Raw genomic sequence first — 13335 nt, forward strand, 5'->3', positions numbered from 1 at the left:
GCGCCGGCGGACCCGCCGGCGCCGACATTGAAGTGCCAGCAAGGATCAGTCCGTGGGCTTTTCGACGATCTTTATCCGCCGCCCGATCGCTACCTCGCTGTTGATGGCGGGCCTGTTGCTGCTGGGCATCCTCGGTTACCGCAAGCTGCCGGTGTCGGCGCTGCCGGAAATCGATGCGCCCAGCCTGGTGGTCACCACCCAGTACCCCGGCGCAAACGCAACCACCATGGCCTCGCTGGTCACCACGCCACTGGAGCGCCAGTTCGGGCAGATCTCCGGGCTGGAGCTGATGACCTCCGACTCGTCGGCTGGCTTGTCCACGATCATCCTGCAGTTCTCGATGGACCGCGACATCGACATCGCCGCGCAGGACGTGCAGGCGGCGATCCGCCAGGCCACCCTGCCCTCGTCGCTGCCCTACCAGCCGGTCTACAACCGGGTGAACCCGGCCGACGCGGCCATCGTCACCCTGAAACTGACCTCTGACACGCGCCCGCTGCGCGACGTCAACAATTACGCCGACTCGATCCTGGCCCAGCGCCTGTCGCAGGTGCAGGGCGTCGGCCTGGTCTCGATTGCCGGCAACGTGCGCCCGGCCGTGCGCATCCAGGTCAATCCGGCGCAGCTGTCGAACATGGGCCTGACCCTGGAACAGCTGCGCAGCGCGCTCACCCAGGCCAACGTCAATGCGCCCAAAGGCTCGTTGAACGGCAAGACCCAGTCCTACAGCATCGGCACCAACGACCAGCTGGCCAGCGCCGCCGAGTACCGCGACACCATCATCAGCTACAAGAACGGCCGCCCGGTGCGGCTGTCCGACGTGGCCGAGGTGGTCGACGGCGTGGAGAACGACCAGCTGGCGGCCTGGGCCGATGGCAAGCCGGCGGTGCTGCTGGAAGTGCGCCGCCAGCCGGGCGCCAACATCGTGCAGACCGTCGAGCGCATCCGCGCGATCCTGCCGCAGCTGCAGGGCGTGCTGCCGGCCGACGTGCACCTGGAGATCTTCAACGACCGCACCGAGACCATCCGCGCCTCGGTGCACGAAGTGCAGTTCACCCTGATCCTCACCATCGGCCTGGTGGTGGCGGTGATCTTCGTATTCCTGCGCCGGCTGTGGGCCACGATCATTCCCTCGGTGGCGGTGCCGCTGTCGCTGGCCGGCACCTTCGCGGTGATGGCCTTTGCCGGCATGTCGCTGGACAACCTCTCGCTGATGGCGCTGGTGGTGGCCACCGGCTTCGTGGTCGACGATGCGATCGTGATGATCGAGAACATCGTCCGCTACATCGAACAGGGCAAGAGTGGCAAGGAAGCGGCCGAGATCGGCGCACGCCAGATCGGCTTCACCGTGCTGTCGCTGACGGTCTCGCTGGTGGCGGTGTTCCTGCCGCTGCTGCTGATGCCTGGCGTCACCGGCCGCCTGTTCCACGAGTTCGCCTGGGTGCTGAGCATCGCCGTGGTGCTGTCGATGCTGATCTCGCTGACGCTGACCCCGATGATGTGCGCCTACCTGCTCAAGCCCGACGCCCTGCCCGAGGGCGAGGATGCGCATGAGCGCGCAGCGGCGGCCGGCAAACAGAACCTGTGGACGCGCACCGTCGGCCTGTACGAGCACAGCCTGGACTGGGTGCTGGGCCACCAGCGCCTGACCCTGGCCGTGGCCGGTGGCGCGCTGGTACTCACCGTGCTGCTGTATGTGCTGATTCCCAAGGGGCTGCTGCCCGAGCAGGACACCGGCCTGATCACCGGCGTGGTGCAGGCGGACCAGAACATCGCCTTCCCGCAGATGGAACAGCGCACCCGGCAGGTCGCCGAAGCGCTGCGCCAGGATCCGGACGTGACCGGCGTGTCGGCATTCATCGGTGCCGGCAGCATGAACCCCACGCTCAACCAGGGCCAGCTGTCGATCGTGCTGAAGGAGCGCAGCCAGCGTGATGGCCTGGATGATATCCTGCCGCGCCTGCAGAAGGCGGTAGCCGGTATTCCGGGCGTGGCGCTGTACCTGAAGCCGGTGCAGGACGTGACCCTCGATACCCGCGTGGCCGCCACCGAATACCAGTACTCGCTGTCGGACGTGGACAGCGCCGAAGTGGCCACCCAGGCCACGCGCCTGACCGAAGCGCTGCGCAAGCGCCCGGAACTGGCCGACGTGGACAACAACCTGTCCAACCAGGGCCGCGCGCTTGAACTGAACATCGACCGCGACAAGGCCAGTGTGCTGGGCGTGCCGATGCAGACCATCGACGACACGCTCTACGATGCGTTCGGCCAGCGCCAGATCTCGACCATCTTCACCGAACTCAACCAGTATCGGGTTGTGCTGGAAGTGGCGCCGGAGTTCCGTACCAGCACCGCGCTGATGGAACAGCTGGCCGTGGCTTCCAACGGCGCCGGCGCGCTGACCGGCACCAATGCCACCAGCTTCGGCCAGGTCACCTCGTCCAACTCGTCCACCGCCACCGGCATCGGCGCGCAGAACACCGGCATCACGGTCGGCGCCGGCAACATCATCCCGCTGTCGGCGCTGGCCGAAGGCAAGGTCAGCAGTGCGCCGCTGGTGGTCAGCCACCAGCAACAGCTGCCGGCGGTGACGGTCTCGTTCAACGTGGCGCCGGGCTATTCGCTGTCCGAAGCGGTGCGTGCGATCCAGGAGACCAAGGACAGCCTGGACATGCCGGCACACCTGCATGCCGAGTTCATCGGCAAGGCCGCCGAATTCACCGGCAGCCAGACCGATGTGGTGTGGCTGCTGCTGGCCTCGCTGGTGGTGATCTACATCGTGCTCGGCGTGCTCTACGAGAGCTACATCCACCCGATCACGATCATCTCCACGCTGCCACCGGCCGGCGTCGGCGCGCTGCTGGCGCTGATGCTGTGCGGGCTGAGCCTGTCGGTGGACGGCATCGTCGGCATCGTGCTGCTGATCGGCATCGTCAAGAAGAACGGCATCATGATGGTGGACTTCGCGATCGAGGCGCGTCGCGCCGGTGCCAACGCGCATGAAGCGATCCGCCGCGCCTGCCTGCTGCGCTTCCGTCCGATCATGATGACCACCGCCGCGGCAATGCTCGGCGCACTGCCGCTGGCGCTGGGCACCGGCATCGGCTCGGAGCTGCGCCGCCCGCTGGGCATCGCCATCGTCGGCGGCCTGCTGCTGTCGCAGCTGGTCACGCTGTACACGACGCCGGTGATCTACCTGTACATGGAACGCTTCTCCGAATGGCTGGCGCGCCGCCGCGAGCAGCGCGCACTGCGCAACGGTTCGCTGCAGGAGCCGCAGGCATGATCCACGCCCCGCTGCTGCGGTGGGCCGCACGATGAACCTGTCCGGCCCCTTCATCCGCCGCCCGATCGGCACCGCGCTGCTGGCCATCGGCCTGTTCATGGTCGGCCTGATCTGCTACCTGCGCCTGGGCGTATCGGCACTGCCGAACATCGAGATCCCGGTGATCTTCGTGCACGCCAGCCAGTCCGGCGCGGATGCGGCGACCATGGCCTCGACAGTCACCGCGCCGCTGGAGCGCCACCTCGGCCAGCTGCCGGGCATCGACCGCATGCGCTCGTCGAGCTCGGAAGGCAGCTCGCTGGTGTTCATGATCTTCCAGAGCGGCCACAACATCGATTCGGCCGCGCTGGACGTGCAGACCGCGATCAACTCGGCGCAGGCCGACCTGCCTTCGGGCATGGGCTCGCCGATGTACCAGAAGGCGAATCCGAACGACGACCCGGTCATCGCCATCGCGCTGACCTCGCAGACGCAGTCGGCCGACGAGCTGTACAACGTCGCCGACTCGCTGCTGGCCCAGCGCATCCGCCAGATCAGCGGCGTTGCTTCGGTCGACATCGCTGGCGCTTCGACGCCGGCGGTGCGTGTGGACGTCAACCTGCGCCTGATGAACGCGCTCGGCCTGACCGCCGATGACCTGCGCAACGCCGTGCGCGCGGCCAACGTGACCTCGCCCACCGGCTTCCTCAGCGACGGCAACACCACTACCGCGATCATCGCCAACGACTCGGTGGCGCGTGCCGCCGACTTCGCCGACCTGGTGGTCAAGACCCAGGGCGATGGCCGGGTGATCCGCCTGAAGGACATCGCCAACGTCTACGACGGCCAGCAGGATGCCTACCAGGCCGCGTGGTTCGACCACAAACCGGCGGTGGTGATGTACGTGTTCACCCGTGCCGGCGCCAACATCGTGGAGACCGTGGACCGGGTCAAGGCGCAGATCCCGACCCTGCGCGATTACCTGCAGCCCGGCACCACGATGACGCCGTACTTCGACCGTACGCCGACCATCCGCTCGTCGCTGCATGAAGTGCAGATCACCCTGCTGATCAGCCTGGCGATGGTGGTGCTGACCATGGCGCTGTTCCTGCGCCGGCTGGCACCCACGCTGATCGCTGCGGTGACCGTGCCGCTGTCGCTGGCCGGTGCCGCGCTGGTGATGTACGTGATGGGCTTCACCCTGAACAACTTGAGCCTGCTGGCGCTGGTGATCGCCATCGGCTTCGTGGTCGACGATGCGATCGTGGTGATCGAGAACATCATGCGCCACCTCGACGAAGGCATGCCGCGGATGCAGGCGGCGCTCACCGGCGCGCGCGAGATCGGCTTTACCATCGTCTCGATCACCGCCTCGCTGGTGGCGGTGTTCATCCCGCTCCTGTTCGCCAGCGGCATGATGGGTGCGTTCTTCCGCGAATTCACCGTCACCCTGGTGGCGGCCATCGTGGTCTCGATGATCGTCTCGCTGACGCTGACTCCGGCGCTGTGCAGCCGGTTCCTCAGCGCGCACGACCACAGCGCGCCGCCGTCGCGCTTCGGCCGCTGGCTGGATGCCGGCCATGAGCGCATGCTTCGCGTCTACACCGTGTTCCTCGACTTCTCGCTGCGCCACGCGCTGCTGCTGTCGCTGACCCCGCTGATCCTGATCGGCGCCACCGTCTTCCTGTTCGGCGCGGTGAAAAAGGGCGCGTTCCCGCCGCAGGACACCGGCCTGATCTGGGGCCGCGCCAATTCCAGCGCCACGGTGTCCTTCGAGGACATGGTCGCCCGCCAGCGCCGCATCACCGACATGCTGATGGCCGACCCCGCGGTGAAGACCGTGGGCGTGCGCCTGGGCAGCGGCCGCCAGGGCTCCAGCGCACAGTTCAACATCGAGCTGAAGTCGCGCAGCGATGGCCGTCGCGAGACCACCGCGCACGCACTCGCACGGCTGAGTGCCAAGGCCGACCGCTACCCCGACCTGCAGCTGCGCCTGCGCGCGATCCAGGATCTGCCCAGCAACGATGGCGGCGGTTCCAGCCAGGGCGCGCAGTACCGCATCTCGCTGCAGGGCAACGACCTGGCATCGCTGCAGGAATGGCTGCCCAAGCTGCAGGCGGAGCTGAAGAAGAACCCCAAGCTGCGCGATGTCGGTACCGACGTGGACAACGCCGGCCTGCGCCAGAACATCCAGATCGACCGCGCCAAGGCCGCACGCCTGGGCATCACCGTGGGTGCCATCGACGGTGCGCTGTACGGTGCGTTCGGCCAGCGCCAGATCTCCACCATCTATTCGGACATCAACCAGTACAGCGTGGTGGTCAACGCCCTGCCCTCGCAGACCGCCACCCCCGCCGCGCTGGACGAGGTGTACGTACGTGCGCGCAATGGCGACATGGTGCCGATCACCGCGGTGGCCACGCAGATGCCCGGCCTGGCCCCGTCGCAGATCACCCACGAGAACCAGTACACGACGATGGACCTCAGCTACAACCTGGCTCCGAACGTGAGCATGGGTGAGGCCAAGGCGATCATCGACGCGACCGTGGCCGGCATGCGCATGCCTGGTGACATCCGCCTGGCCGATGATGCGGGCTTCGGCTTCAACTCCGACCCCAGCGACATGCTGATCCTGGTGTTCGCCGCGATCCTGACCGTGTACCTGGTGCTGGGCATGCTCTACGAGAGCCTGATCCATCCGGTCACCATCCTGTCCACGCTGCCGGCGGCGGGCGTGGGTGCACTGCTCGCGTTGTTCGGCACCAACACCGAGTTGTCGGTGATCTCGATGATCGCGCTGGTGCTGTTGATCGGCATCGTCAAGAAGAACGCGATCATGATGATCGACTTCGCGCTGGTGGCGCAGCGCGAGCATGGCCTGGCACCGCGCGATGCCGCGCGCGAGGCCAGCATCGTGCGCTTCCGCCCGATCATGATGACCACGATGGTGGCGATCCTGGCGGCGGTGCCGCTGGCGATCGGCCTGGGCGAAGGCTCCGAACTGCGCCGCCCGCTGGGCATCGCGATGATCGGCGGCCTGCTGTTCTCGCAGAGCCTGACCCTGCTCAGCACGCCGGCGCTGTACGTGATCTTCTCGTGCCTGGCCGAACGCTGGCGGGCACGTCGCGCACGCAAGCGCGAAGCGAAGCTGCTCAAGCGCGCGCAGCGTGCGTAGAACGGCCCATCCACGCATGGCGTGGATCTATGGGTAGAGCCGGCCGCTGGCCGGCTTTCTCGGTACGGAAAATCTGCCGGCCAGCGGCCGGCACTACCGCGGTGGTCCGCCCTCCATATTTCACGCGCACCCCGCAATAATGGTGGGAGATCCTTCCGCCGAGCCTGCATGCCCGCCCGCCAATCCCGCCTCAGCCGCCTGTGGGCCCACGAGAAGGCCAGTTACGGCCTGCGCGTGTTCATCGCCCTGACCGCAGCGCTTGCCGTGTGCTGGCAGCTGGATGCGCTGACCGCCCTGCCCGGCGTATTCCTGGGCATCATCGCCAGCGCCATCGCCGAGACCGACGACAACTGGTGGGGCCGGACCAAGGCGGTGGCGCTGTCGCTGCTGTGTTTCTGCATCGCTGCGGCGTCGGTGATCTGGCTGTTCCCCTGGCCGTGGATCTTCATCGGCGCGCTGGCACTGTCCACCTTCTGCCTGACCCTGCTGGGCGCGCTCGGCGAGCGCTACGCATCCATCGCCCAGGCCACGGTAACGCTGGCGATCTACACGATGATCGGGCTGGAGCAGCACGGTGCCAGCGACCTGCACACCGCGCTGCAAGCGGTCAGCCACCTGCTGGCGGGCGCCGTCTGGTACGGACTGCTGTCGATCCTGTGGACCGCACTGTTCGCCAACCGACCGGTGCGCGAGCGCGTGGCGCGGCTTTACATCGAGCTGGGCCGCTACCTGCAGCTGAAGGCCGCCCTGTTCGAACCGGTACGTGAGGCCGACCTGCAACGCCGCCAGCTCGACCTGGCCGAGCAGAACCGGCGCGTGGTCGGCGCGTTGAACGAGGCCAAGACCGCGATTCTCGCCCGCTTCGGCCGTTCCGGGCGGCCGGGCGTGAACTCCGGCCTGTACCTGCGCCTCTATTACATGGCACAGGATTTCCACGAGCGCGCCAGTTCCTCGCACTACCCGTACGGCGCCCTGGTCGATGCGTTCTTCCACAGCGACGTGCTGTACCGCTGCCAGCGCCTGCTCGATCTTCAGGGCCAGGCCTGCGCGCGCCTGGGCGAGGCGATCCGCCTGCGCCGCCCGTTCGTGTATGGCGAAACCAACCAGCAGGCCGGGCGCGACCTGGCCGATGCGCTGGCCTACCTGCGCGACCAGCAGCGCCCGCAGTGGCAGCGACTGCTGGGTTCGCTGGACCTGCTGGTGCACAACCTGCGCAGCATCGAACGCCGCCTGCTGGACGCCGAACGCTCCGAGGCCAGTCTCGACAATGTCGATACGCGCCTGCGCGACAGCAACCCGCATACCCTGCGCGAGATGGGCGTGCGCGTGCGCCAGCAGCTCACGCCCGGCTCGGTCCTGTTCCGCCACGGCCTGCGCATGGCATTGGCGCTGATCGCCGGTTTCGCCGCGATCCGTCTGTTCAATGCGCAGAACGGCTCGTGGGTGCTGCTGACCATCGTGTTCGTGTGCCGGCCCAACTTCGGTGCGACCCGGCAGCGCCTGGCGCAGCGCATCGTCGGCACCGTGGCCGGCCTCGTGCTCACGTGGGCACTGCTGCAGCTGTTCCCGCAGCTGCACGTGCAGCTGCTGATCGCGCTGCTGTCGGCGCTGCTGTTCTTCTTCACCCGCACCGACCGCTATCTGGTGGCATCGGCGGCGATCACGGTGATGGCCCTGACCTGCTTCAACCTGATCGGCGATGGCTTCGTGCTGATCGTGCCGCGCATGGTCGACACGCTGCTGGGCTGCGCGATTGCCGCTGCCGCCGCGTTCCTGATCCTGCCCGACTGGCAGGGCCGCCAGCTGCACCTTGTGCTGGCGCGGGTGCTGGATACCGCCGCGCGCTACCTGGATTCGGTGCTGGACCAGTACCGCAGCGGCATGCGCGATGACCTGGCCTATCGCATCGCCCGCCGCGACATGCACAACGCCGACGCCGCGCTGTCCACCGCGCTGTCGAACATGCTGCGCGAACCCGGTCATGTGCGTCGCAACCTGGATGCCGGCTTCCACTTCCTGGCGCTCTCGAACACGCTGCTTGGGCACTTGTCGGCGCTGGGTGCACACCGCGACCAGGTGGACAGCTACGCCGGCGATCCGCTGGCCTTGGCCGCCGGTGACCGCGTGCGGAAAGCGCTGCAGCAGCTGGCCTCGGCCCTGACCGCACGGCGGCCGGTCAGCGAGGACGACAACGACGCCGACCGCGCGGTGGCGGCCGAGCTGGAGCAGATCGACGAGGCGATGCCGGCGAAGCTGCAGTTGATCCGCACGCAGATGGCGCTGGTGCTGCGGATGCTGCCGAAGGTGCGGGCGGCGGCGAATGAGGCCGTGCGCACGCTCACCTGAAGGCCGGCGCCGGGCAGGGCCTGGCGCGACCCGCAGTCCATCCACGCATGGCGTGGATGGACTGCACCGCGTGCAACCGTGTGTTGCGCCTGGCGCTGCATCCCGATCACGTTCCTGCGCGGATACTGGGTGATCCCCTGCTCCTGGACTCCCCCCATGAAGATCGAACTCGCCGGCCGCACCGCACTCGTTACCGCTTCCACCGCCGGCATCGGCCTGGCGATCGCCCAGGGTCTTGCCGCGGCGGGTGCGCGGGTCATTCTCAACGGCCGCAGCACCGACAGTGTCGAACGCGCCCGCCAGCGCCTGCTCGCCGCCGTTCCGGGTGCCGAGGTGATCGGCGTCGCCGCCGACCTTTCCGATGCAGCCGGTGTCGATGTGCTGCTGGCCGGCCTGCCCAAGGTCGACATCCTGGTCAACAACGCCGGCATTTTCGGCCCCGAGGACTTCTTCGAGACCGAAGACGCCACCTGGGAGCGCTACTGGCAGACCAACGTGATGTCTGGCGTGCGTCTGTCGCGGGCACTGCTGCCGGCGATGGTCGACGCCGGCTGGGGCCGCGTGCTGTTCATCTCCTCCGAATCGGCACGCAACATTCCCGCCGACATGATCCATTACGGTGTCAGCAAGACCGCGCAGCTGTCGCTGTCGCGCGGCCTGGCCAAGCGCGTGGCCGGCAGTGGCGTCACCGTCAACGCGGTGCTGCCCGGCCCGACCCTGTCCGACGGTTTCGCGGCGATGTTCGAAGATGAACGCCAGCGCAGCGGCAAGCCGCTGGAGCAGATCGGCCGCGAGTTCGTGATGGCACACCGGCCGTCTTCGGTGATCCAGCGCACCGCCACGGTCGAGGAAGTAGCCAACATGGTGGTGTACCTGGCCTCGCCGCAGGCTTCGGCCACCTCCGGTGCAGCACTGCGCGTGGATGGCGGCGTGGTCGACGATATCGTCTGAGACCATCGACAGGTGTGCGGACCAACGGTCCGCACCCACAGGTCCGCACCCACAGCGGATAGGCAGGAATGCTAGGCTGCGCCGGTCAAGGAGGTTCCATGTCCGGTCACAACCAGTTCGCCCTGCTGCGCCAGCGCCGTTTCCTGCCGTTCTTCGTGGTCCAGGCGCTCGGTGCGTTCAACGACAACGTGTACCGGCAGGCGATCATCAGCATGTTGCTGTTCATGGCCGTGCCGGAGGAAGAATTGGGGCTGTACGCCACGCTGGCACCGGCCATCTTCATCCTGCCGTACTTCCTGTTCTCGGCACTGGCCGGGCAGATCGCCGACAAACTGGAGAAATCGCGACTGATCGTGATCACCACGACCATGGAGATCGTGATCATGTCGCTGGCGGCCACCGGCTTCCTCACCCAGAGCCTGCCGGTGCTGCTGGTCGCCTTGTTCTGCACCGGCATGCAGTCAACCCTGTTCGGCCCGGTGAAGTACTCGGTGCTGCCCTCGGTGCTCAAGCCCGAAGAGCTGACCGGCGGCAACGGTCTGGTCGAGATGGGCACCTCGATGTCGATCCTGTCCGGCATGATCGTCGGCGGCCTGGTGTTCACCGTGGCCGGCAGCCATGGCACGGTGGTGGCCGCGTGCGTGATCATCGCGCTGGCGATCTGCGGCAACATCGCCGCCCGCCTGATTCCCAAGGTCGATGCCGGCGACCCGGACCTGAAGATCAACTGGAACCCGCTGCCGGAATCACTGGCGGTGCTGCGCATGGCGCGCCAGCAGAAGGCGGTGCGCAATTCAATCCTGGGCGTGTCCTGGTTCTGGTTCGTCGGCACCGTGCTGACCTCGCAGCTGCCGGCCTATGCGGTGACCAACCTCGGCGGCGAACCAACCCTGTACATCTTTGCGCTGGCCCTGTTCTCGGTCGGCACCGGCGTCGGCTCGCTGCTGTGCGAAAAGCTGTCGGCACGCACGGTGGAAATCGGCCTGGTGCCGTTGGGCGCGTTCGGCATGACCGCGTTCCTGCTCGACCTGTACTTCGCGCGCAGCGGCGAGGCGACGGTGCACGGGTTGACCATCGGCACCTTCCTGCAGCAGCCGGGCAGCATCCGCATCGTCATCGACCTGATCGGCATCGGCCTGTTCACCGGTATCTTCGTGGTGCCATTGTTCGCGCTGATCCAGAGCCGCACGCCGAAGGCGCAGATGTCGCGCGTGTTCGCCGCACTGAACATCCAGAATTCCGGCTTCATCGTCGGCGCAGCCCTGTTGTCGCTGGCCGCGCACAAGCTGCTGCACTGGAGCATCCCGCAGCAGTTCCTGGCGCTGGCCATCGCCAACGCGCTGGTGGCGATCTACATCTTCACCATCGTCCCCGAATTCCTGATGCGCTTCCTCAGCTGGCTGATGGTGCGCACCCTGTACCGCCTGCGCCCGCACGGCATCGAAGCCAACGTGCCCGACGAAGGTGCCGCGCTGCTGGTCTGCAACCATGTCAGCTACATGGACGCACTGATCCTGTCGGCGACGATTCCGCGTCCGGTGCGCTTCGTCATGTACTACAGGATCTTCAACATCCCGGTGATGCGCTGGATCTTCCGTACCGCCAAGGCGATCCCGATCGCCGGTGCGCGCGAAGACCCGGCGCTGATGCAGCGCGCGTTCGATGACATCGACGCCGCGTTGGCCGAAGGCGAGCTGGTCTGCATCTTCCCGGAAGGCGCACTGACCAGGGATGGTGCAATCGCCCCGTTCAAGTCCGGCGTCGAGAAGATCCTCGAACGGCGGCCGGTGCCGGTGGTGCCGATGGCCCTGCGCGGCATGTGGTCGAGCATGTGGAGCCGGCGCGACAGCCGCCTCGGCCGCATGCGGGTGCCGCGCCGTTTCCGAGCCACCGTCGAGGTGGTGGCGGCACCGTCCATGGACGGCCACACCACCAACGCCCAGGCGCTGGAAGCCCAGGTGCGGGCCCTGCGCGGCGATCACGCCTGACAGAATCGGACTGACAGGCAGGCCCGGCAACCTCCCCCGCATACGCCACCGTCCAGTGGCGAACACGACATGCCGTGCGTGTAAACGCATACATGCAACGCCGGTTGCGGTAGATTACGCACCCACAGGGGGGAGGTTCGGCCGATTCACCAAGGCCGGCCACCAAGGAATGGAGTCTCGCTTTGAATCAACCACCACCGCTCAGCCGTCCGGTCTACATCCCCAACCATCTGGTCTGGGCGATCCTGACGACGCTGTTCTGCTGCCTGCCGTTGGGCGTGGTGTCGATCGTCTATGCCTCCCAGGTCGATGGCCGCCGCGCGGCTGGCGATCTGCCGGGGGCCTACAGCGCGTCGCGCAAGGCGGGCTGGTGGGCAGTGGCTTCGGCCGTGGCCCTGCCGGTCCTGTTGCTGTTGTGGCTCGGGCTGTTCGGCGGCTTGGCCGTACTGGGCGCTCTTTCCGACCAATGATTCACCACCACCACCCATCAAGGAGCTTGAACCCATGAATACCGCTACTCCGCAGGTCCCGAACAACCTGGTCTGGGCCATCCTGACCACCCTGTTCTGCTGCCTGCCGGCCGGCATCGTGTCGATCGTCTACGCCGCGCAGGTCAACGGCAAGCTGGCCGCTGGCGACATCGCCGGCGCCCAGGACTCCGCCGCCAAGGCCAAGAAGTGGGCCATCTGGTCGGCCATTGCCTGGGCCGTGCTGGTCGTGCTGTACGTGCTGTTCTTCGTCGTGCTCGGCGGCATGGGCGCGATGAGCAACAGCGGCTACTGATATGCCTGGACGGATCCGGCGCCTGCGCCGGATCCGTTGTTGCATGTCCGCGCTTCCCGCTCGTTCCCGACTCGCCCGCTGGGCGCCGCTGCTGGCTTCCGCCGGCCTGGCCGTGGGTGCCACGGTGGTGCTGCGCAACGTCAATCCCTACGTCCCCGGCAATCCACTGCCAAGCTGCCCGCTGTACGCCCTGACCGGCCTGTACTGCCCGGGCTGTGGCAGCACGCGCTGCCTGTATTCCCTGGTCCACTTCGACCTGCCCGGCGCGATGGCGATGAACCCGCTGCTGGTCATCAGCCTGCCGTTCCTGTTGCTGATGCTGCTGAACATCGCCGGCATCCGCCCACGCGTGCTCGACCCGCTGATGCGGGTGCTGGCCAATCCTGTGTTCTGGCTCTGGGTGCTGCCCGGGTATGCGCTGCTGCGCAACCTGCCTTGGGCACCGTTCACTGCACTGGCACCGATCTAGGTTTCCAGCCAACGGCGCAGCCCCTCGTGGTGGGCGGCGTTTGTCGGTCATGGGATAGGGCGGGGGGGTGGACTGCGCAGGGGTCGCTGCGAGTACTTCCATGTAAGCTCGGTCGCCGCATCCATGCGGCTCACGCCCCTGCGCAGCCCACCCGCCCGGCCACGGACAGTTTCCGTGCGCGTCCACCACGGAAAAGAAAGAAAAGATCAAAAGCAAAAGCGGATCGCTTCGCTGCGCTCGCTCGGAGCCGAGCATGGCTCGGCTCTGGAGAACGTCCGTGCGCGGAAAACTGTCGAAGGCGGGGTGGGTCGGATGGCGGGGGTGTGAGCCGCATGGGCCCGAGGCATGCCTCGGGCGG

Annotated in this window: 8 protein-coding genes; all 8 read left to right on the plus strand. The window is 67.2% G+C overall.

Annotated features, from left to right (window positions below; all coding sequences use genetic code 11):
* The first annotated feature begins 52 nt into the window (after positions 1-52).
* The 8 genes from AC5P9N_RS05990 (at position 53) to AC5P9N_RS06025 (ending at position 12977) form a co-directional block, all read left to right on the plus strand.
* Positions 53-3286 (plus strand): efflux RND transporter permease subunit, encoded by a 3234-nt coding sequence (locus AC5P9N_RS05990; RefSeq protein WP_062605518.1) that lies wholly within the window; start codon positions 53-55, stop codon positions 3284-3286.
* Positions 3287-3317: 31 nt separating this feature from the next.
* Positions 3318-6440, plus strand: coding sequence for an efflux RND transporter permease subunit (locus tag AC5P9N_RS05995; protein WP_005414681.1), 3123 nt, complete (start codon positions 3318-3320; stop codon positions 6438-6440).
* A gap of 168 nt (positions 6441-6608) precedes the next feature.
* Positions 6609-8786, plus strand: coding sequence for a YccS family putative transporter (yccS, locus tag AC5P9N_RS06000; protein ID WP_099484736.1), 2178 nt, complete (start codon positions 6609-6611; stop codon positions 8784-8786).
* A gap of 156 nt (positions 8787-8942) precedes the next feature.
* Complete coding sequence (locus AC5P9N_RS06005) at positions 8943-9737, plus strand: SDR family NAD(P)-dependent oxidoreductase (RefSeq protein WP_012481431.1); 795 nt, start codon at positions 8943-8945, stop codon at positions 9735-9737.
* 98 nt (positions 9738-9835) lie between these two features.
* Entirely contained in the window at positions 9836-11725 is a 1890-nt protein-coding gene (locus tag AC5P9N_RS06010) for an MFS transporter (protein WP_099484737.1), read from the plus strand.
* A 182-nt stretch (positions 11726-11907) separates the two neighbouring features.
* Positions 11908-12195, plus strand: coding sequence for a CD225/dispanin family protein (locus tag AC5P9N_RS06015; protein ID WP_005411297.1), 288 nt, complete (start codon positions 11908-11910; stop codon positions 12193-12195).
* A 34-nt stretch (positions 12196-12229) separates the two neighbouring features.
* Positions 12230-12508, plus strand: coding sequence for a CD225/dispanin family protein (locus tag AC5P9N_RS06020; protein ID WP_005411298.1), 279 nt, complete (start codon positions 12230-12232; stop codon positions 12506-12508).
* A 43-nt stretch (positions 12509-12551) separates the two neighbouring features.
* Complete coding sequence (locus tag AC5P9N_RS06025) at positions 12552-12977, plus strand: DUF2752 domain-containing protein (protein ID WP_099484738.1); 426 nt, start codon at positions 12552-12554, stop codon at positions 12975-12977.
* Positions 12978-13335: the final 358 nt, after the last annotated feature.

It is taken from the genome of Stenotrophomonas sp. YJH_SMC_6, from assembly GCF_059371335.1.